The following is a 20,119-nucleotide window of genomic DNA, read 5'->3' as shown; positions in this document are numbered from 1 at the left end:
AGCCGGGCCCGACCGCCACAGTGGCGATCGGGCCCGGCTGAAGGGTTGCTACAGGTTCGTGCCGTTCGTGCCGGACGGCTTGCTGCGGGCCGTGGCCGACGTCGTCGACCCGGCGGTCGATCCCGACGAGCTGGGGCCCGGCTTGGCACCGGCCGTGGCCGGCGTGCCGGCGAAGGCGTCGTCGGCGGCGGTGGGACCGTGCTTGCCGTTCTGGTTCAGCTTCTCGCCCAGCTTGGAGTGGCCGAGCTTGTCCTTGCCCTCGTGGTAGAGCCGGCTGGCCTGGGCCTGGGCAACCCCGGCCGCCTCCTGGACGGTCGGGTGGTCGAGTACCTTGCGGCCCTGGACCATCAACTCCTCGTACTTCTCACGGCCGGCACGGGCGCCCAGGACGAACCCTGCAGCCAGCCCGCCAAGGAACATGATCTTTCCGCGCATGGCGGCTCCTCTCGTACCTGACGCGCCGTCGACCCACCCTCGATCGCCGGGGGCGGGGCCGACCAGTTCGCGCCTGCGTCCTGTCGTCGGCAGCTAACTACCCATCCTGCTCTCTGCTCATACCTCCTTGTGCCCCGATGGCGATTTGCCCCAGACAATCCGATCGGTCGGTCCGATGATCAGGAGGGTAACCCCCTGGACCAAGACCCCCCGGAGTCCTGTACTCTTGTGCCCGGCGCACGGCGCGGAGAGATCCGCACCGGGCGGCGGTGCAGTCCCCCGTAGCTCAATTGGCAGAGCAGCCGGCTGTTAACCGGCAGGTTTTTGGTTCGAGTCCAAACGGGGGAGCTTGCTCTCCAGCACGACATGCCCACCGGCAACCCGGTGGGCATTCGCCGTTTCCGGGCCGCCCGAGATGTCCGTACCTCACCACTACCAGGGCTTCAGCTGCATCGACCGTGCTGGTGCGCCCGGTGGGCGGGGCGGGATCAGATTTACCCGCCGCCCGCTGTATTCTCGCGTTGCCCATCGTGCTGCTGAGGCGGAGGGCGACGCCGGTATGAGCGGCCGGTGATCGACAGGGGCGGGATGACTCCGGCCCTGGTGCCGGGGCGGTAGCTCAGCCGGTTAGAGCAGGGGACTCATAATCCCTCGGTCGCGGGTTCGAGTCCCGCCCGCCCCACAGACTTCTCTGACCTGCGGTTCTTGGTCCGTGTCTCAGCCGTCATGGGAATCAGCGAGCGGGACTGCATGCATAATGAATGCATGGTTGCTCTTCAGATCCGGGACGTGCCGGAAGAGGTGCGAGACACCCTGGCGGCCCAGGCCAAGGCGCGTGGGCAGTCACTCCAGGCGTACCTGCTGGAGTTGGTGGAGACCCAGGCTCGACGGCTGCGCAACGCGGCGGCCCTTGATCGCTTCGCCGGTCGATCGGACGGTACTCGCTCCCTGCCGGGAGAGAGCGCCGCCGAGTTGGATGACCAGCGGGAGCAGCGCGGACTGTGGGGAAGCGGCGCGTGATCGTGGTGGATGCGTCGGCTCTGGCTGATGCCCTGGTCGACGACGGGCCGGTCGGCGACGCGGCGCGGGCGGAACTGAGCGGAGATCCGCACTGGGCCGCGCCGAGCCATCTTCTGATCGAGGTCATGTCGGTGATCAGAGGCAAGGTCCTCGGTGGGAAGCTCGCCCTTGCTCGGGCACAGGAGGCGATCGACACCCTGCCTTCGTTGGTCATCGACGAGGTTGGTGTCGCGACACTGCTTGATCGGATGTGGCAGTTGCGGGGCAACGTCACGGCGTACGACGCGGCGTATGTCGCGGCGGCGGAGTTGCTGGCCTGCCCGCTCGTGACCGGTGATGGTCGGCTCGTCAAGGCCAATGGTGTGCGCTGCGAGATCCGGCTGCTCGCGGCGTCTTGACGGTAGCCGCCCGAGGGCCATCGGCCTGACACCCGTGGGGCGGCGGCCAAACGCGTCAAGGCGGACCCACGCCTCAGCCCGCACTGAAGTGCGCGCAGGGCAGCTCAGCCCTACGCTGCCAGACGCTTCCCACGAAGGCGACGGGGTAGCTGACCTCTCTGATCTGTCGGTCGCCGGTCTCGACTGAGAACCGCATCGACAGCGGCTCACTTCCGAAGGCGATCGAGCATTCAAGGCGGAGCTTGACATCGATCCAGCCGGTACCGCCGGGACGTACCTGCTGAGACTGGCCGGTGTCACGGACCAGGACGCCGGGTCCTTGGCCTGTAGCCGCACGAACCGTGATCGGCGCAGGGCCGGCGTTGATCACTGCCAGCTGCCCGTCCATCTGTAGGACGCCCTTGACGTCCGAACCCCCACCGCTGCCTGATGAAGGAAAGGCCACCAGGGAGACGGAAGCGGTCCGCTGCCGTTCTTCCCGCGAGTCCCGCAGCTCGCTGACACCAACACCGCCAATCACCACGCCGGCCACGAAGGCAGCGACGAGCCGCACACGCATCCACCGTCTGGCCCTGCGGCGGTCAGGGGTGGCGCTGCCCGACTCCGCCGGCTGGTGAGTGTGCTCGTCCAAGTCAATTACTTCACGTTCCGCCGACATGGCGTCAGCCTAAGGCTCTCCCTGGCCGCGCGTCGGCCCGCCGTACAGCCATTCGTACAGCCAAGACCGTCCGCAGACGCCGACCAAGCCCGACAGCGACGGACACGCTGACATGGCATGCCACGCTAGACAGGGACCGTACGCGTCGAAAGCCTTTGTCAGGGGGCGGCGGACGGGGCTTGACCCTGACGCAGCGTCAACCCTCCATGCTGCCGGTCATGAGCATTCCACCACCAGCCGGTCAGGTCGAAGGGCCGGCGATCCAGGTACGAAATCTGGAGAAGTCGTTCAAGCAGTTGCCGGTGCTGCGCGGCGTGGACCTCGACGTGGCGCGGGGCAGCATCGTCGCGCTGCTCGGCTCGAACGGGGCGGGCAAGACCACGCTGGTGAAGATCCTGGCCACGCTGCTGCGGGCTGACGCGGGCACCGCCCGGGTCAACGGCTTCGACGTCGCCGGGCAGGCCGGCCAGGTACGCGAGTCGATCAGTCTGACGGGGCAGTTCGCGGCGGTCGACGAGATCCTCACCGGGCGGGAGAACCTGGTCCTGGTCGCCCGGCTCCGGCATCTCGCGGAGCCGGGTGCGGTCGCGGAGGACCTGCTGCGGCGCTTCTCGCTGACCGAGGCGGCCAACCGGCGGGTGGCGACGTACTCCGGTGGCATGCGCCGCCGGCTGGACATCGCGATGAGTCTGATCGGCAACCCGTCGGTGATCTTCCTCGACGAGCCGACGACCGGGCTGGACCCGCAGGCGCGCATCGAGGTGTGGCAGACCGTCAAGGAACTCGCCGGAGGCGGTACGACCGTGCTGCTCACGACTCAGCATCTCGACGAGGCGGAGCAACTCGCCGACCGGATCGCGATCCTGCACGAGGGTCGGATCCTCGTCGAGGGGACCCCCGACGAGCTCAAGCGGCTGCTCCCCGCACCCGAGGTCGAGTACGTCGAGAAGCAGCCGAGCCTGGAAGACGTCTTCCTCGCCCTCGTCGGCACCGCAACGGAGAAGGCAGACCGATGAACAAGCATCTTCTCGGCGACACGACGGTCCTGCTGGGCCGCTCACTGCGCCACATCGCCCGCAGCCCGGACACCATCATCACCACCGCGATCATGCCGATCGCCTTCCTGCTGCTGTTCGTCTACGTCTTCGGCGGCGCGATCGAGACCGGGTCCGAGTCGTACGTGGACTATCTGCTGCCCGGCATCCTGGTCATCACGATCGCCTCCGGCATCTCCTACACCGCCTTCCGGCTCTTCCTGGACATGCAGGGCGGCATCGTCGAACGGTTCCAGTCCATGCCGATCGCCCGGTCCGCCGTCCTGTGGGCGCACGTCCTGACCTCGCTGGTCGCGAACCTGATCTCGCTGGCGGTCGTCATCGGCGTCGCCCTGGTGGTGGGCTTCCGCACCGGGGCGGGGGTGCTGGGGTGGCTCGCGGTCACCGGCATCCTGGCCCTGCTCACCCTGGCGTTGACCTGGCTCGCCGTGCTGCCCGGCCTCACCGCGAAGTCGGTGGACGGCGCGAGCGGGTTCGCGTACCCACTGGTGTTCCTGCCCTTCGTCAGCTCGGCCTTCGTGCCCACCGAGTCGATGCCCGGCCCGGTCCGGGCCTTCGCCGAGCATCAGCCGGTGACCGCGATCGTCGACGCGATCCGGGACCTGTTCGCCGGGCAGCCGGTCGGTGCCGACATCTGGGCCGCCCTGGTCTGGTGCGTCGGCATCCTCGTCGTCGCCTACGTCCTCGCGGTCGTCACCTACCGGCGTCGGGTCGCCTGAGTCGGCCGCGGCAGGGGGCAGGATCAGAGCATGCTGACGATCGGTCAACTGGCGGCGTACGCCGGTGTCACCGTGCGCGCGGTGCGGCACTATCACCAGGTCGGGCTGCTGCCCGAGCCGGACCGGGACGCTTCCGGTTACCGGCGCTACAGCGCCAGGGCGGTGGTGTCCCTCGTGAAGATCCGTACGCTGGCCAACGCCGGTGTGCCGCTGGCCCGCATCGGTGAATTGCTCGACGCCGATCCGTCGACCTTCGCCGACGCGGTCCGGGCCATCGACGAGCGGCTGCGCGACCAGATCGAGCGGTTGGAGACCAGCCGCCGACAGATCGCGCAACTGGTCGGCGGCGACCGGCTGACCCTCCCGCCGGAGGTCACCGCCTACCTCGATCGGCTCCGCGAGATCGGGGTGTCGGAGCGGGTGGTGGAGGGCGAACGGGACGGCTGGATCCTGGTCGCCGCGCGCTGGCCCGAACGGGTAAGCGAGTTCATACCCGGCAAGCTCGCGCAACTCCACGATCCGCAGGTCGTCCGGCTCTACCGGGTGCTGTCGGAGGTCTTCGACGACGAGCCGGGTGACACCGACGACCCACGTCTGGCGGAAGCCGCCGACATCATGGTGAGCCTGGCCGAGCAGGCGTACCGCGCCGGCGAGATCCTCACCGACGAGGCGTCCGACGAGTCGCCGCACGACCTCGTCGACGTGCTCGCCGTGGAGTCCGACCCGAGGGTGCAGCGGCTACGGGACCTGCTGCGTGAGCGTGGCTGGGCCGGATGGAACCGGATGGAGCCGCTGGCAGGGCGCTGACCTCAGGCGTCGCACGCAACGCCGATGCCGAGCCGTACCTGCGACGTCTGCCCCTGCGACCGGATCGTCAGCGGCAGGCAGGTCGGCTGCGCGACCCACGTGCCGCCGACGAAGGCCAGCCACTGGGCCTGGTCGTCGTCGGCGGCACAGTCCCGCACCTGAACGCTGACCGCTAGTTCCGCCGGACGTCCCCAGCCGACCCGGGCCCGGTCCTCCCAGCCGGGCCCGACCCGCAGGTCGACCACGGCGCCGACACGTACGACAAGGCCCCATTTGGCGAACAGCCGGGCCGCCGGATCCGGTTTCTCCGATTCGTGGACTCCGAGCACCTCCCGGTCCGGCACCGCGACGTCCTCACCCACGATGCGGTAACCATCCGGTGGTTCCCGCAGCGCGTCGACAGCGGCGGAACACGGCACCACCCTGTCGCCGGCCTGGCTCGACGGGGTGGTGTCGGGGGCGGACGGGGACGTGGCAGGCGGCACGTCCTGACCGGCATCCTCGGCCGTACAGGCGGCCGAGGTGACGAGCAGGCAGCAGGCGAGCGGCCACGACAGGATTCGGCTGGTCGGCATCCGTGTCATCCTCCTGGGCGTCGGGTCTTCGGCAGGTCGAACTGGTCGGCGCGGCGGCAGTCGCGCTGGTTGCCGATCGCCTCGGGTCCCAGCCGGTCGAGCACCGCCCGGGCCCGGTCCCGACCCCGGTTCCAGGCGTACCACGGGTCCGGTTCGGCCAGGTCGTCGGTGATCCAGCTGAGCGTGCAGCGGCGTACCGGGTCGGGCAGAGCGGCCAGGGCGGGCGTGGCGTCGGCGGAGAGGGCGCGCAGGTACCAGGCGTCGATGCGGCCGGTCTCCTGGTACCGGGCGACGTTGCGCCGGGCCGCGTAGTCCTCGGGGTTGAGCACCGCCAGGCCGAGCAGCAGCACCACCGCGAGCGCCGTGGCCAGCCGGGGGATCCAACCGCCGCGCCAGCGTACGCCGGCCACCAGGATCATCAGGAAGACCGCGCCGAGCAGCAGCTCGAAGGCCATCACGAAGATCCGCTCGCCGGTGAAGCTGTAGACCTTCTGGTACGTGTACATCCGCGACAGCGCGGACACCACGATGACCACGGTCAGGGCGCTGAGCAGGCCGAGCAGGACCCGCAGCAGCACCCGGTCGAGGTGGCGGTCCCGGCGGGCGAAGCGGGTCACGCCGCCGAGCACCGCCAAGGTCAGCACGGTCACCACGACCAGCTGCCAGAAGCCGCTGCGGGCGTACTCGGCGTAACTCAGGCCGGTGGTCCGCAGCACGTGCCGCTGCCCGCCGAAGAGCACCGTGAACTGCACCGCCACGAAGCCGCCGAACAGGGCGGTCAGCGCGGCGATCGGCGGCGCCCATTCCAGCAGGCCGACGCGGCGTTCGGTGGGACGGTCCACTGCGGACAGATCGGGCGGCGCGGCGAGCGTGTAGACGGCGGCCACCGCGATCAGGCCGCCCACGGCCGCCAGGAACAGCCACCGGAATACACCACTGACACTGATCTCGGGCAGCAGCACGCCGAGGACCTGCGAGAACGCCGCGTCGGCGGAGGAGAGCAGGGGACCGAACACCATCAGGACGACCACGGTGGCGACCACCGAACCGACCACCCGCCGTACGCTGCCGGGGCTGCCGGGCGCGCGCAGGTGTCGGCGTACCCAGGGCAGCCCGCGCAGTCCGGCGATCGGTGCGGCCACCAGGCTGAACAGGATCGACCGCACCCGCTGCCCACCGACGATGGCCAGGGCGGCGCAGCCCAGTGCCCCCAGCACGCAGAAGGTCACCAGCCACCAGGCGTTGCGGAAGGCCAGCACGGCGAGCAGCGCCAGGGCGGCGCCGGCCCAGCCGGCCCGCACCCACCGTTCGGTAGGGGCGAGCTCGGCGGTGTGTTGCCGTACCGCCACGACGACCGCGACGGTGAGCACCAGCCAACCGAGGAACCAGCCGATGCCGGTGCGCCCCAACGGCACGAAGGCCGCCACCCCCAGCGCGCCGATCAGCACGGCCAGCGGGGTGGCCAGGTGACCTGTCGACTCCGGGCCGGGCCACACCCGCTCGAAGAACGTGGGCGGCGGTGGGGTCCGGCGGAAGGCGTACCCGGGGCCGGGCGGCGGATACGAGGCCGGAAGTCCACCCGGCGTCACCGCCACCGGCCCGCCGCCCGCCGGCTGGCCTGCGGGTGGGGACTGGCTGGAGGGTGGAGACTGGCTCGCGGATGACGGCTGACCGGCAGGGGCGGTGGTCGGTGTCCGCTGGGCGGGCATTGCCGCCGAAGCCGCCGGCACTGCCGGATCCGCCGAAGCCTGCGTGGCAGGTGGTGCAGCGGGTGAAGCCGGGGTCGGCGCGGGCGATGCCGCCGCGGCGACGGCGGGTGGCACGGCGACGCCAGCGGCCTCGGCTTCCTGCACCAGCGGTAGGAAGATCGCGTAGCCCCGGGTGCCGGCCGGCACCTGCACCGGGATCGCCCAGGCGGGTTGGTCGGTCGGACCGGGCCACACGATGGACGGCAGCCCTTCGACCGCCGGTACGACCAGCAGCCGGGGCGCCGCCCCGGCGGGATCCGCCGGGACGGCGACGGTCGGGGCAGCGGCCTCGCGGGATTCCCCGATGGCAGCCGGGGACGGCTCGACCGGTGGCGGCTCGGACACCGCACCTCCTTGGACGACGATTGCCGTCACTCTAGGCGCGGACGCGCATTCTCGACGCCCCGTGTCGCCGAGCATGCGCCGCGCCGCAAACCCGCCGGACGCGCCACCACCCCGGAGGACTCCGCCCCTAGCTGCGGCCCCGGTCGTCGAGGGTGAGGGGAGCACGCCCGTGCACCGCGTACCGGATGTGGGTGATCTGCGGGGCCGACACGACTCGGGTCGGGGTCAGCTCGATGGCCTCGAACTCGTCCACGGCCAGGTCGGCGTCGAACAGCCGCATCCCGGTGCCCAGCACCACCGGCGCGATGTGCAGCTCGAACTCGTCGAGCAGCCCGGCGCGCAGGACCTGCCGGAACAGGGTGCCGCCCCCGGAAACCGCCACGTCCTTGCCACCTGCGGCGGCCCGGGCCTGCGCCACCGCGCTGGCCACGCCGTCGGTGACGTACGTGAAGCTGGTGCCGCCCTTGCGCACCACGGTCGGGCGGGGCCGGTGGGTGACCACGAAGACCGGTGCCCGGAACGGCGGCTCGTCGCCCCACGGCACCTCACCGCCGTCGGCCATCCGCCGACCCATCACGTACGCGCCGGCCGCCTCGAACGACTCGGCGAGGATGTCGGAGTTGACGTCCTGCGCGCCACCGGCGAAGCCCTGCCGTTCCCGCCAGGACATCGCCTCGGTGGCCCACCGTGTCACCCGGAAGAAGCCGTGGCTCTCCGCCGACTGCAGCCAGTCACCGTCGCCGTCGTGCCGGGGGCCGGCGTAGAAGCCGTCCAGCGACACCGACATCTGCGCGGTCACCTTGGTCATCTTGTTCCTCTCGGTCTCGCGGCACCCGCCACGGGTGCCCGCCCGCCGATGGATCGGAGTCGAACCGACCCCAACTACCGCGATTGACTGTGATCTGAATCACTGACAGGTAGGACGGGTCGAACCTCGTTGCGACGCCGCTGTCTGCCTGGAGACAGAGACGTTCGCGCCGCCGGGTGGACCGTCATCATTCGGTGAGAGATCCACTGCTCGTGGACTCGTGCTTCAAGACGGAGGAACCGATGAGGACACTGTCCCTACGACGGTCGGCCGCCACACTGGCCGCCGCACTGGTCGCCACGCTCGCTGTTGCCCTGCTGCCCGCCACGCCGGCGCTCGCACTGCCCTCAGGTGCCGGCTGGTCGGCCTCGTGGAGCTACTACCAACCGAACGCCTACCAGTACTCCGGCACACTGCCCGGGGTACGCCTGACCGGTTACGCCACCGACAACGCCGGCACCTCGGCCACGCTCGGCACCATCGAGGACACCGCGGCGGACGGACGCTGCGCCCGGGTGATGCTTTACGCGTACGGTGTCGGCTACATCGCCGACCGCACCACCTGCGGTAACGGCAGCTACCTGACATACAACACGGTCAGCTACGACCAGGGGCTGTTGGTGATCGTCTATCGGATGATCGACGGAACGAACACCAACGACAAGGGTTTCTACATGTTCATCCCCGGCTCGGCCACCGATTCGGGGCTGCGCACCGTCGGGACCGGGGCCAGCTGGTCGTACTACACCTCCACGGCGTACCAGTACACGGTCACCCGATCCGGCGTCAGCCTCATCGGATACGGCGTCCACCAGGTTGGGGATCTGCGTTCCTCGCTGAACACGGTGGAGAAGACCGCCGTCGCCAAGGGGGCGTGCGCCAGCGGGAAGGTCACCGGTGGGACGACCGTCAGCGGTAGCACCTGCCTCAACGGCGGCACCACCTCCTTCCACCGCAACGACCACAGCTACAACCTGGAGGCGTCCGCCTGCTACAAGCCTTTCCTCGGTACCGAGCGCTGCCTGGCGGTCAACATCCCCGAGCCCTGGTGACCCCTTCACTGCAACCAGAGTCACGTGCGGCGGCAGCCCGCCGGAGCAGGTGCCGGCGTTCGGGGTCACTGCCGGCGAGCTCCGCCGCCCGCCACCAGGCCGTTGCCGCGCTGGCCCGGTCGCCGGCCAGCTCCAGCAGGTGCGCGCGGACGGCGTACAGCCGGTGGTGCCCGGCGAGGATGCCCGATTCCAGTTGCGCCAACAGGGCCAGCCCAGCGGCCGGCCCGTGCACCATGCCCACCGCCACGGCCCGGCTCAGGGTCGCCACCGGGTTGGGTGCCAGGCGTTCCAGCAGCTCGTACAGGGCCAGCACCTGCGGCCAGTCGGTCTCCTCAGTGGTCGATGCCTCGGCGTGCACGGCGGCGATCGCGGACTGGATCTGGTACGGCCCCGGGGTCGAGGTGGTCAGGGCCTGTTCCACCAGCGCGCTGCCCTCGGCGATGGCCGTACGGTCCCATCGGCGACGGTCCTGCTCGGTCAGCGGCACCAACTCGCCGTCCGGGCCGACCCGCGCGGCGGACCGCGCCTCGGTCAGCATCATCAGCGCGAGCAGGCCGGTGGTCTCCCCGTCGTCGGGCAGCCGGTCGTGCAGTCGGCGGGTCAGCCACAGCGCCCGCCGGGTCAGGTCGGGCCGGTGCAACCGCGGGCCGCTGCTGGCGCTGTAACCCTCGTTGAAGATCAGGTACAGCACCTGGCGGACCACGGCCAGCCGGGCGCTCTGTTCCGCCTCCGGCGGCAACTCGAACCGGGCGCCCACCTCGCGCAGCCGCTGCTTGGCCCGGAAGATCCGCTGGCTCATGGTCTTCTCCGGCACCAGGAACGCCGCCGCGACCTCCGCCGTGGTCAACCCGCCCACGGCCCGCAGGGTCAGGGCCACCTGCGCGCTCGTCGGCAACGCCGGATGGCAGCAGAGCAGGAAGAGTTCCAGCAGGTCGTCGCGGGGCACGTCGGCGTCCGACGGCGCTGAGACCAACGCGTCACGCGGGGTGGTGTCGAGCACCGTACGCTCGCGGCGCGCCCGGGCGACCTCGGACCGCACGTGGTCGACGTAGCGGCGGGCGGCCACCGTGTGCAGCCAGGCCGCCGGATGCTCCGGTACGCCGTCGCGCGGCCACGTCTCGACGGCGGCGACGATCGCCTCCTGCACGGCGTCCTCGGCCGCGCTGAAGTCGCCGTAGCGGCGGACCAGCACGCCGAGCACCTGGGGGGAGAGCCGGCGCAGCAGTTCGGCAGCGGCCTCGTCGAGGCTCAGTTCTCGACCCCGTCGCGGATCATCAACGGCCACATCTCGATGCCGCCACCGACGCCGGGAGCGAACCGCAGCCCCGGGTACGACCGGGCGATCTCCAGCGCCCGTTGCTCACTGTCGACGTCGACCACGAAGTACGAGCCGACGTACTCCTTCGCCTCCAGGTACGGCCCGTCGGTGACCACCGGGGTGTCGCCGGCCATCCGCACCGAGCGGGCCGGGGCGTCCAGCCCCTGCACGTCCACCAGTTCACCGCGGGCGCGCAGTTCCTCGTTGAAGGCGTCCACCTCGCCGATCAGCGTGGCCAGGTCGCCGGCGGGCAGGCTGCCCCAGATCTGCTCGTTGCCGTAGATCAGCATCAGATACTTCACGTGGAACCCTCCGTCACGGTGTCCGCAAGGTGACAGGACGCCCGGGCCTGCCCCGATGCACTGTTGTAGCAGGTCAAGAGGTTGCGGATGGCGGGCCACATCCGACTCTGCCCGAGCCAGGAAGGACTCGCCATGGCCGCTCCCACCGTGACCGCCTCTCTCAACGCCGCCAGCTACGCCCCCGGTGCCCAGATGCTGCTCACCGTCACCTACGGCGACCCCGACACCAAGACCGTCACCGTCACCGTCGTGGTCACCGACGCCCAGGGCAACAGCAGCGCACCGGCCAAGGTCAACGCCGTCATCGACCCGCTCACCGTCACCGTCACCGACGACTCGAAACGTACCTGGACCCGGGTGTCGGACAACGGCAGCGTGGCCGTGTACCGGGCGGTGGCCTGATGCCCCGGGTGACCGTCACGGTGCGTGACTCGTCCGGGCAGACCGCGACCGCCGTCGCCAACTACAGCCTCGCCCCGCCGGTGCTCGGTGGCTACTACCTGTCCGGCAACGCCGACCCGACGACCGACATGTCGGGCGGCAACTTCCGCTCGCTGACCCAGTACCGCAGCTTCGCCGACAGCAACATCTTTCCCGGCTACAACCGGCCGTGGCTGGTCACCCTCGGCCGGTCCGGGGTGCAGATGAACATGGTGCTGGAACTCAAGCACTACGGGGCCGGTGACACCGGGTCCCAGACCTTCACCGTGGACGGGGTGCGCTACACGGTGCCGGCCCCGGCGATGACCATCCAGCAACGGCCCGGGACGGTGTGGCCGAAGGCGTACGGCTACAGCCAGGTGATCTCGGGGCAGTGCGACGGGCTGTTCGCGCGGGCGCTGTCGCAGTACCGGACGCTGGGCTTCGGGGTGAACATCCAACTCGCCTCCGAACTCGACACCGACCACGAGTTCGGCACCACCGAGGCCGGCAAGGGGTACACCTGGGCGGAGTCGGACGCCCGCGCGGTGCAGGCGATGACGTACATCGTCAACTGGTTCCGGGCCAAGGCCCTGCCGCCGGGAACCACCTTCTCGGTCGGCGTCGGCGGCTTCGACCGGGCCTCGTTCAAGCGCACCCATCCGGAGTCGCTGATGTCGCGCCTGGACTACCTGCAGTGGAACGTGTACGCGACGAGCGCGTCGGACACCGCGCTGGCCCGGTTCCGCCGTACCAAGGACTGGGCGGTGGCCGACCTCGGCCCGGTGGGGTTGTCCCGACCGGTGATCGTCGCCGAGTGGGGGGTCCGGGTCGCCGAGATCCCGGACCAGGCGGCCTGGATAGCCACGGTGCCGGCCGCGATCGCCCGGCTCAACGCGGAGCGCGGGCCGATCTTCGCCCGGACCAACTACTTCAACTCCGGCTGGGGCACGTTGAGCCCGAAGGCCACCGGGTTGGCCGCGTTGCGGTCCGCGTACGCCCGCTCGCCGTACGCCTGAGCCGGCCGGTGGTGCCGGGAGCGTGCCCGGCGCCACCGGCCCCTTGCCGCCCGGTGACCGGCTCTTTGCCGCCCGCGGCCGGACAGCCGACGACTGCCGTGCCTTGACATCGAGCCGCGTTGGTTGCATGGTTAGTTACATGAGTAATGAACCAGCCAACCGATGGAGCGCAGCGGGGTGGCGGGTGTGATGGACGACGGCCGGCCGATCTTCCAGCAGATCGCAGAGCTGCTGGAGAGCTCGATCCTGGACGGGACGCTGGCCGAGGAGAGCCAGGTGCCGTCGACGAACGAGCTGGCGGCCTTCCACCGGATCAATCCCGCGACCGCCGCCAAGGGCGTCAACAAGCTGGTCGACGACGGAACGCTCTACAAGAAGCGAGGAATCGGGATGTTCGTCTCCTCCGGCGCCCGCGCCAAGCTGCGCGCCCGCCGCCGTGACGAGTTCGCCCGGCAGTACGTGCAACCGCTGGTGGCCGAGGCACGCAAGCTCGGCATCGACCCGGCCGAACTCAAGCACATGATCGACAACTGGGAGGAGACCCGATGAGCCCGGTGGTCACCGTCACCGACCTCACCAAACGGTACGGCGACGTCACCGCGCTGGACCGCGTCAGCTTCACGCTCGCGGAGAACCGGATCTACGGCCTGCTGGGGCGCAACGGCGCCGGCAAGACCACCCTGATGCAGCTGCTCACCGCGCAGATCTTCGCCACCAGCGGGGAGATCAGCGTCTTCGGTGAGCACCCGTACGAGAACGAGCGGGTGCTCTCCCAGATCTCCTTCATCAAGGAGAGCCAGACCTACCCGTCGAACCTGCGGGTCAAGCACGCGCTGCGGGCCGCCGCCCTGGTGTACCCGAACTGGGACGAGGAGTACGCCCAGCAGTTGGTCGAGGACCTCCGGCTGCCGCGTGAACGCAACGTCCGCAAGCTCTCCCGGGGCATGCTCTCCGCGCTCGGCATCGTCATCGGACTGGCCGCCCGGACCCCGCTGACCTTCTTCGACGAGCCGTACCTCGGCCTCGACGCGGTGGCCCGGCAGATCTTCTACGACCGGCTGCTGGCCGACTTCACCGAACAGCCGCGCACCATCGTGCTCTCGACTCACCTGATCGACGAGGTCAGCGACCTGATCGAACACGTCCTGCTGATCGACCAGGGTCGCCTGTTGCTGGACAGCGAGACCGACGCGCTGCGCGGGCAGGTGGTCACCGCCTCCGGTCCGGTCGCGGCGGTGGACGAATTCGTCCGCAGCGGCACCGAACTGCACCGGGTACGCCTCGGCGGAACGGCCCGGGCCACCGTGCGCGGTGACTTCGGCGCGGCCGAGCACGAGCGGGCCCGCGCACTGGGCGTGGACCTGGTCGCCTCGTCGCTGCAGGACATCGTCGTACGCCTGACCACGTCGTCAAACGGACCCGCAGCGGACGCCGGCAGCGCCGTCGCGGCCGACAAGGAGGCCGTCCGATGAACCGCACCCTGACCGTCGCCCGGATGCAGTTCGTCGCCTGGCGTACGGTGATCGGCTGGCCGTGGGCGATCCTGCTGCTCAGCTTCGCCATCAACCTGGCGTTGTTCAGCGCGATGGGTGAACGGGAGGACTTCGAGCCCACCACCGGCGGCCTGATGAGCATCTACGTGGTGATGTTCGTCGCCAGCATCAGCGCGATCACGATGGACTTCCCGTTCGCGATCGGGCTCGGTGTCTCCCGTCGCAGCTTCTACCTCGGCAACGTGCTGCACTTCGTCGGTCAGGCGATCGTCTACGCGGCGGTGCTCTACCTGCTGGCCGTGATCGAAGAGGCCACCGACGGCTGGGGCGTGAACCTGCGCTTCTTCGGCATCCCGTTCCTCATGGTCGAGCACCCGCTCCTGCGGTACCTCGGCTTCGCGATCCCGTTCCTGCTGCTGGGCTTCGTCGGCATCGCCATCGCCGTGGTCTTCAAGCGCTGGGGGATGAACGGCATGCTCACCCTGTCGACGGTGGCGCTGGTCGCCGTCGGTGGCTCCGCGGTGCTGATCACCTGGCAGGGCTGGTGGTCGGCGATCGGTCGCTGGTTCGCCGACCAGCCCGGCGCCGCCCTGCTGGTCGGCTGGCCCGCCCTGCTGACCGTGCCGCTCGCCGTGGTCAGCTACCTGATCATCCGCCGCGCCACCCCCTGATGAAAGGAAGGGCACCTTGTTAACGCCTGCGGTAGAGCAAGGGCCCCCTTTTAACACCACGACCGGCTGCACCGCAGGGCGCGACGGCTCACCGTGAGACAACGGGGGCGGCCCCTCCCGATCGGGTTCGGGAGGGGCCGCACGGGGGTACGGTCAGCGCCAGGTGTTGGTCAGCGCCAGGTGTCGGTCAGGGTCACTGAGCCGGACGCGGTGGCGGTGCGGTTCGCGCCCGACTCCCAGACCACCTGGCCGGAGTCGGTGCGTTTGACGTACTTGTAGGAGAAGGCGGTGCCCGCCGGCAGGCTCAGCTGCCCGGTCCACACCGGGTACGCCGTCGGCGAGAGCCGTACCCCCTTGGCCGGGTCCCAGCCGCCGAGGGCGGGCAGGTCACCGACGACGTAGATGTTCTGGCCGTACACGGTGCTGGCGGTGGCCCGGAAGGAGACCGTGGCCTCGCCGGGCGGGTTGCCCCCCGGTTGGTTCCAGGTCACGGTGTAGGCCGTTCCGCCGGTGCCGGTGCGGTTGGGGTCGTTCTCCCACTGCACGCCGTTGCCGATCTTGACCAGCTTCCACTCGAAGGCGGTACCGGCCGGGATGTCGACCGAGCCGCTCCAGGTCGGCTGGCTGCCCGAGGTGGTGGACAGCTTCACCCCGTTGGCCGGGTTCCAGGAGCCGAGCTGCGGGAGCGAGCCGACCACGTACACCTCCTGGCCGGGGTTGGTGGTGACGGTGGCGGTGAAGCGGGTCGACCCGGCCGGCTGCGACGGGCTCGCCGTCGGCGTCGGAGAGGCGGTCGGGGAAGCGGTGGGCGTGACGGTCGGAGTTGCCGTCGGGGTCGGGCCGTCCAGGCGCGCCTCGACGTGCAGGGCCACCGCCTGGTCGGCCGGGATGGCGGCGCTGAAGCTGCCACCGGAGACGGTCACCGCGCCGCCGGGGCAGGCCCCGGTCGACCGGTTGTACGCGCCCCGACCCACGTTGCAGTACCGGCCGTCCGGCAGCGAGGTGCTGAAGCTGCGGCTCCACGTGCTGCCGGTGGCGTTGAAGGCGGCGTACCCCCGGTTGCCCCGGGCGAACGCGAGCCGGCCGTTGCCGTCGGTGACCACCGAGGAGATGCCGGTGCCGGCGACCGCGTTGCGGAAGCCCGGCATGCCGGCCACCCCCGCGTCGCGGTGCTCGCAGATCCAGGCGCTGCCGGCGCAGTCCGTGGCCAGGGTGGTGCCGTTGGAGGCACTCGGCGGGCCCTGCCCGTGCACCGAGCCGAACGCGTAGCTCGACATCAGCTGGGGACGGCCGTACGGGTGGGCCATCATGAACGTGTCCGCCAGGTAGTAGCGGGCACCGTTCTTGTAGGTGAGCGTCGGGCTCTCCCGCTGGGTGTCGTGGTTGTCGATGAACACCACCGCCTGCTGCCCGGTCAGGCCACCGTAGTTGGGCAGGTTGCCCAGCTGCGCGATGTTGCCGTCGCGGAAGGCCGACGAGACCGCCCGCTGGTAGTCGAAGTTGGTCACCCCGCCGTACGGCGCGTACGCGGTGTAGGGGATCGTGCCGTCGCCGTACACCTCGTGGAACAGGTCCGGTCGGCCGCCGAAGCCGGGCACGTCACGCAGCCGGTTGATGATGTCGGCCAGGTGCGACTCCTGCACGTGCTTGGCCGCGTCCACCCGGAACCCGGCCACGCCCAGGTCGATCACCGCGTTCATGTACTTGGCGATCTTCCGCCGCACCTCGGGGTCGGCGGTGTTCAGGTCGGCCAGGTCGAGCAGCTCGCAGTCCTGGACCTCCTGCTTGTTGCCCCAGTTGTTGATCTTCCGGTAGCAGGGCCCGAAGTCGGCGTAGCCGTAGCTGTCCCCGGAACCGTCGTTGAACAGGTTCGGGTAGCTGTACTTGCTGTAGACCGTGCCCGCGCTGCCGGGGCCGCTGTTGGCCGACCCGGTGCCGCTCATGTGGTTGAGCACCATGTCCACGTAGATCTTCACGCCCTGCGCGCGGCAGCGCTCGACCATGTCGACGAACTGGGCCTTCGAGCCGCGCCGGGTGGCGTCCAACCGGTACGACACCGGCTGGTAGTCCTGCCACCACGGGTAGGTGGCGCCCTCGGCGCTGGGCAGCACCACGTGTTCCTGCGGCGGGGAGACCTGCACGCCGCCCCAGCCGTTCGGGCCGAGGTTGGTCTCGCACTCGGTGGCGATGGAGTCCCACCGCCACTGGAACAGGTGGACGATCGCGTCGCCGTTGGCGCGTACCTCGGCTGCGCTGGCCGGGGCGGTGCCGGCGGCGACGACGGTGAGGCTGGCCGCGACAAGTGTCGCGGCCAGGGCCGCGGGTATCGCGGCGCGGGGACGGGGAACTCGCACGGGCCCTCCTCGGGGGACGGTCAGGCAGAGGTGGTGATAGCTAAGGTTCCTGCAAGTTATGCAAGAACTTGCGATGATGCGTGACCGTAACAGTGGCATCGATCCTTGGGAACCTCTGATTCGCAAGTCGCCCGTATGAGAACAGGCTCTTGCGGACCGCTGCAATCACTGCAAGGATTTGCGTCCACTTCGCTCGAAACAACCGGTGGCTCACACCGGCGGCACAAGTCGGGGCGGTACGGCCGTGAGCTTTCTATGCTCGACTCATGGAACTGCGGATCTTCACCGAGCCCCAACAGGGCGCGACCTACGACGACCTGCTCGCCGTGGCCCGTCGCGCCGAGGAGACGGGCTTCGGCGCCTTCTTCCGGTCGGACCACTACCTGAAGATGGGGTCGGTCAGCGGCGACCCCGGCCCCACCGACGCCTGGACGACCCTGGCCGGCCTGGCCCGTGACACCCGCTCCATCCGGCTCGGCACGCTGATGACCGCCGCGACGTTCCGGCTGCCCGGCCCGCTCGCCATCACCGTCGCGCAGGTCGACCAGATGAGCGGCGGACGGGTCGAGCTGGGCATCGGCACCGGCTGGTACGACGCCGAGCACAGCGCGTACGGGATTCCGTTCCCGGCGCTGGGGGAGCGGTTCGACCGGCTCGAAGAGCAACTCGCGATCATCACCGGGATGTGGCGGACCACGGCGGGACAGACGTTCGACTACACCGGCCGCCACTACCAGGTCAGCGACTCACCGGCCCTGCCGAAGCCGGTGCAGCGGCCGCACCCGCCGATCCTGCTCGGCGGCATGGGCGCGAAGCGTACGCCGCAACTGGCCGCCCGCTACGCCGACGAGTTCAACCTGCCGTTCGTCTCGATCGCCGACACCGTCACCCAGTTCGAGCGGGTCCGGGCGGCGTGCCAGCGCATCGACCGGGACCCGACCGAGCTGGTCTGGTCCAACGCGCTGGTGCTCTGCTGCGGCAAGGACGACGCCGAGGTGACCCGACGGGCCGCCGCGATCGGCCGGGAGCCCGACGAGCTGCGTGAGAACGGCGTGGCCGGCACCCCCGCCGAGGTCGTCGACAAGATCGGCCAGTACGCCGCCGTCGGCAGCCAGCGCATCTACCTGCAGGTGCTCGACCTGAGCGACCTGGACCACCTGGACCTGGTCGCCGGCGAGGTGATGCGCCAGCTCTGACGTCAGCGGACCGACGAACGCACCACCGTGTCCAACCGACCGTCCCGATCACTGTCCAGGTAGGTGACGTCGGGGATCCCGTCACCGTCGAGGTCGAACTGCACCACGTCGGCCACCCCGTCGCCGTCGACGTCGGTGACCACCTGCACCGAGCCGTCCAGGTGCCGGCTGACGATCGACCGGCCGCCGCCCGCCTGCCGCGGCGGCGGCCCGGGGGCGGGCACCGGCGTCGGCGCCGGTCCGGGCGACGGGTTCGGTTGCGGGCCGGGCTGGCTCGCCACATCCGAGGCGTACGCCGGACCGCTGGCCGGCTCGACGCCGCTGCCGCCCGGATCGATCTCCTCCTCGGAGGGGTACACGTCGCCACGAGGGGCGGGATCACGGTAGCTGCTCATCGGCGTAGGGTTCCCCGACGGAGCCGGCGGTAACCGCCGCCGCGGAGAAGGGGGTCGCAGTGCCGACGCACCGTAACTGGGCCGGCAACATCCAGTACTCCGCCCGGGCGTACCACCGGCCGACATCGGTGGCGGAGCTGGCGGCACTGGTCGCCGGCAGCGACCGGATCCGGGCGGTGGGCAGCGGACACTCCTTCAACCCGCTCGGCGACACCACCGGCGACCTGGTCACCCTGGCCGGGCTCCCGGCCGACGTACGGCTGGACGAGGAACGCCGTACCGTCGACGTCCCGGCCGCCATGCGCTACGGCGACCTGGCCGGGTGGCTGCACGAGCGGGGGTACGGCCTGGCCAACCTCGCCTCCCTGCCGCACATCTCGGTGGCCGGCGCGATCGCCACCGGCACGCACGGCTCCGGCGAGCGCAACGGCAACCTGGCCACCGCCGTCGCCGCCCTGGAACTGGTCACCGCCACCGGCGAGCTGCGCACCGTGCACCGCGACAGCGACGACTTCGCCGCGATGGTGGTCTCCCTCGGGGCACTGGGCATCGTCACCCGGGTCACCCTGGACGTGCTGCCCACCTTCGACCTGCGCCAGTACGTCCACCTCGACCTGCCCCGCCCGGCGCTGGACGAGGCGCTCGGGTCCGCGTACAGCGTCAGTGTCTTCACCGACTGGCGCTCGACGCGCGGCACCCAGGTCTGGCGCAAACAGCTCGCGGACGCCCCCGCGCCCCCGGCGGGCTGGCTCGGCACCACGGCGGCCGACCGGCCCTGTCATCCGGTGCCCGGTATGCCGACGGCCAACTGCACCGAACAGCTCGGCGTGCCCGGACCGTGGCACGAGCGGCTGCCGCACTTCCGGCTCGGTTTCACCCCGAGCAGCGGCGACGAACTGCAATCCGAGTACCACCTGCCCCGCGCCGACGCGGCCGACGCGCTGGCCGCCCTGGACGAGGTGGCACACCTGATCGCGCCGGTGCTGCAGATCAGCGAACTGCGGACCATCGCCGCCGACGACCTCTGGCTCAGCCCGCAGTACCACCGCGACAGCCTCGCGATCCACTTCACCTGGATCGCCGACACCGCACGGGTGCTGCCGGTGGTCGCCGAGGTGGAACAGGCCCTGGCCCCCTTCGCCCCCCGCCCCCACTGGGGCAAGGTCTTCACCACCGCCCCCGAGACGATCGCCGCCACCTACCCCCGCTGGCCCGACTTCGCCACCCTCCTCCACCACATGGACCCCACCGCCAAGTTCCACACCCCCACCCTCAACCCCCTCTTCCCCCGCTGACGCCCCCGCGCCGCCCGCCCTGTGTCTGCGGCGATC

At 70.5% G+C, this 20,119-nt stretch carries 22 protein-coding genes and 2 tRNA genes; 15 read left to right on the top strand and 9 right to left on the bottom strand.

The window, feature by feature from the left end:
* Nucleotides 1–48 precede the first annotated feature (48 nt).
* The gene (locus tag JMF97_RS07255) at nt 49–435 is read right to left on the bottom strand and encodes a hypothetical protein (RefSeq protein ID WP_203220779.1); all 387 of its coding nucleotides are present in this window, start codon (nt 433–435) and stop codon (nt 49–51) included.
* Between the two features lie 275 nt (nt 436–710).
* Between JMF97_RS07255 and JMF97_RS07250 the strand changes: the two genes are divergently transcribed.
* The 4 genes from JMF97_RS07250 to JMF97_RS07235 all read left to right on the top strand — a co-directional run bounded on the left by JMF97_RS07250 (nt 711) and on the right by JMF97_RS07235 (nt 1,853).
* A tRNA-Asn gene (locus JMF97_RS07250) sits at nt 711–783 on the top strand.
* Nucleotides 784–1,043: 260 nt separating this feature from the next.
* Nucleotides 1,044–1,117 (top strand) — tRNA-Ile (locus tag JMF97_RS07245).
* 83 nt (nt 1,118–1,200) lie between these two features.
* The gene (locus JMF97_RS07240) at nt 1,201–1,455 is read left to right on the top strand and encodes a FitA-like ribbon-helix-helix domain-containing protein (RefSeq protein ID WP_203220778.1); all 255 of its coding nucleotides are present in this window, start codon (nt 1,201–1,203) and stop codon (nt 1,453–1,455) included.
* A complete protein-coding gene (locus JMF97_RS07235; protein ID WP_203220777.1) occupies nt 1,437–1,853 on the top strand; it encodes a type II toxin-antitoxin system VapC family toxin in 417 nt (138 codons plus the stop codon). Before JMF97_RS07240 ends, JMF97_RS07235 begins: the two co-directional genes overlap by 19 nt.
* A gap of 73 nt (nt 1,854–1,926) precedes the next feature.
* Here JMF97_RS07235 and JMF97_RS07230 read toward each other — a convergent pair whose 3' ends face one another.
* Nucleotides 1,927–2,511, bottom strand: coding sequence for a hypothetical protein (locus tag JMF97_RS07230; protein ID WP_203220776.1), 585 nt, complete (start codon nt 2,509–2,511; stop codon nt 1,927–1,929).
* 218 nt (nt 2,512–2,729) lie between these two features.
* Here JMF97_RS07230 and JMF97_RS07225 point away from each other — a divergent pair, with 218 nt between their 5' ends.
* Genes JMF97_RS07225 through JMF97_RS07215 form a run of 3 tightly spaced genes read left to right on the top strand, consistent with a single transcriptional unit; the run spans nt 2,730 to nt 5,092 of the window.
* On the top strand, nt 2,730–3,527 hold the full coding sequence (locus JMF97_RS07225) for an ABC transporter ATP-binding protein (RefSeq protein ID WP_203220775.1): 798 nt from the start codon (nt 2,730–2,732) through the stop codon (nt 3,525–3,527).
* Complete coding sequence (locus JMF97_RS07220; protein ID WP_203220774.1) at nt 3,524–4,285, top strand: ABC transporter permease; 762 nt, start codon at nt 3,524–3,526, stop codon at nt 4,283–4,285. The genes JMF97_RS07225 and JMF97_RS07220 overlap by 4 nt, the downstream gene beginning before the upstream one ends.
* A gap of 30 nt (nt 4,286–4,315) precedes the next feature.
* Nucleotides 4,316–5,092, top strand: coding sequence for a helix-turn-helix domain-containing protein (locus JMF97_RS07215; RefSeq protein WP_203220773.1), 777 nt, complete (start codon nt 4,316–4,318; stop codon nt 5,090–5,092).
* A gap of 2 nt (nt 5,093–5,094) precedes the next feature.
* Here the strand turns inward: JMF97_RS07215 and JMF97_RS07210 are convergent, their stop codons facing one another.
* The 3 genes from JMF97_RS07210 to JMF97_RS07200 form a co-directional block, all read right to left on the bottom strand.
* A complete protein-coding gene (locus tag JMF97_RS07210; protein WP_203220772.1) occupies nt 5,095–5,667 on the bottom strand; it encodes a hypothetical protein in 573 nt (190 codons plus the stop codon).
* A gap of 5 nt (nt 5,668–5,672) precedes the next feature.
* The gene (locus JMF97_RS07205) at nt 5,673–7,760 is read right to left on the bottom strand and encodes a DUF4153 domain-containing protein (RefSeq protein WP_307816802.1); all 2,088 of its coding nucleotides are present in this window, start codon (nt 7,758–7,760) and stop codon (nt 5,673–5,675) included.
* Nucleotides 7,761–7,887: 127 nt separating this feature from the next.
* Entirely contained in the window at nt 7,888–8,568 is a 681-nt protein-coding gene (locus JMF97_RS07200; protein WP_203220770.1) for a dihydrofolate reductase family protein, read from the bottom strand.
* 242 nt (nt 8,569–8,810) lie between these two features.
* Between JMF97_RS07200 and JMF97_RS07195 the strand changes: the two genes are divergently transcribed.
* On the top strand, nt 8,811–9,620 hold the full coding sequence (locus JMF97_RS07195) for a hypothetical protein (protein WP_203220769.1): 810 nt from the start codon (nt 8,811–8,813) through the stop codon (nt 9,618–9,620).
* On the opposite strand, the gene JMF97_RS07190 is transcribed toward JMF97_RS07195, so the two are convergent.
* Both JMF97_RS07190 and JMF97_RS07185 read right to left on the bottom strand, forming a co-directional pair.
* A complete protein-coding gene (locus JMF97_RS07190) occupies nt 9,598–10,905 on the bottom strand; it encodes an RNA polymerase sigma factor (protein ID WP_307816801.1) in 1,308 nt (435 codons plus the stop codon). The two genes, JMF97_RS07195 and JMF97_RS07190, sit on opposite strands and share 23 nt — an antisense overlap.
* Complete coding sequence (locus JMF97_RS07185; protein ID WP_013735319.1) at nt 10,869–11,240, bottom strand: YciI family protein; 372 nt, start codon at nt 11,238–11,240, stop codon at nt 10,869–10,871. The genes JMF97_RS07190 and JMF97_RS07185 overlap by 37 nt, the downstream gene beginning before the upstream one ends.
* Before the next feature lie 132 nt (nt 11,241–11,372).
* On the opposite strand from JMF97_RS07185, the gene JMF97_RS07180 reads away from it, so the two are divergent.
* The 5 genes from JMF97_RS07180 (at nt 11,373) to JMF97_RS07160 (ending at nt 14,843) form a co-directional block, all read left to right on the top strand.
* Nucleotides 11,373–11,642, top strand: coding sequence for a hypothetical protein (locus JMF97_RS07180; RefSeq protein WP_203220768.1), 270 nt, complete (start codon nt 11,373–11,375; stop codon nt 11,640–11,642).
* Nucleotides 11,642–12,679, top strand: coding sequence for a hypothetical protein (locus tag JMF97_RS07175; protein ID WP_203220767.1), 1,038 nt, complete (start codon nt 11,642–11,644; stop codon nt 12,677–12,679). Before JMF97_RS07180 ends, JMF97_RS07175 begins: the two co-directional genes overlap by 1 nt.
* A 162-nt stretch (nt 12,680–12,841) precedes the next feature.
* Nucleotides 12,842–13,228, top strand: coding sequence for a GntR family transcriptional regulator (locus tag JMF97_RS07170; protein ID WP_203220766.1), 387 nt, complete (start codon nt 12,842–12,844; stop codon nt 13,226–13,228).
* Nucleotides 13,225–14,151, top strand: a complete 927-nt coding sequence (locus JMF97_RS07165; RefSeq protein ID WP_203220765.1) for an ABC transporter ATP-binding protein — start codon at nt 13,225–13,227, stop codon at nt 14,149–14,151. Before JMF97_RS07170 ends, JMF97_RS07165 begins: the two co-directional genes overlap by 4 nt.
* Nucleotides 14,148–14,843: an ABC transporter permease gene (locus tag JMF97_RS07160; protein WP_203220764.1), complete on the top strand. Its 696-nt coding sequence runs from the start codon at nt 14,148–14,150 to the stop codon at nt 14,841–14,843. The genes JMF97_RS07165 and JMF97_RS07160 overlap by 4 nt, the downstream gene beginning before the upstream one ends.
* Before the next feature lie 170 nt (nt 14,844–15,013).
* On the opposite strand, the gene JMF97_RS07155 is transcribed toward JMF97_RS07160, so the two are convergent.
* Nucleotides 15,014–17,197 carry a carbohydrate-binding module family 20 domain-containing protein gene (locus tag JMF97_RS07155; protein WP_203220763.1) on the bottom strand — a complete coding sequence of 728 codons (2,184 nt, stop codon included), beginning with the start codon at nt 17,195–17,197 and terminating at the stop codon, nt 15,014–15,016.
* Between the two features lie 266 nt (nt 17,198–17,463).
* On the opposite strand from JMF97_RS07155, the gene JMF97_RS07150 reads away from it, so the two are divergent.
* A complete protein-coding gene (locus JMF97_RS07150; protein ID WP_203220762.1) occupies nt 17,464–18,393 on the top strand; it encodes an LLM class F420-dependent oxidoreductase in 930 nt (309 codons plus the stop codon).
* Nucleotides 18,394–18,395: 2 nt separating this feature from the next.
* Here the strand turns inward: JMF97_RS07150 and JMF97_RS07145 are convergent, their stop codons facing one another.
* A complete protein-coding gene (locus JMF97_RS07145; protein ID WP_203220761.1) occupies nt 18,396–18,788 on the bottom strand; it encodes a hypothetical protein in 393 nt (130 codons plus the stop codon).
* Nucleotides 18,789–18,847: 59 nt separating this feature from the next.
* Here JMF97_RS07145 and JMF97_RS07140 point away from each other — a divergent pair, with 59 nt between their 5' ends.
* Complete coding sequence (locus tag JMF97_RS07140) at nt 18,848–20,083, top strand: D-arabinono-1,4-lactone oxidase (protein ID WP_203220760.1); 1,236 nt, start codon at nt 18,848–18,850, stop codon at nt 20,081–20,083.
* Nucleotides 20,084–20,119: the final 36 nt, after the last annotated feature.

The sequence above is a fragment of the Micromonospora fiedleri genome, from assembly GCF_016774385.1.
GTDB lineage: Bacteria > Actinomycetota > Actinomycetes > Mycobacteriales > Micromonosporaceae > Micromonospora > Micromonospora gifhornensis.
Note: the sequence above shows the minus strand (reverse complement) of the source record. Positions and strands in the feature narration are given on the sequence as shown.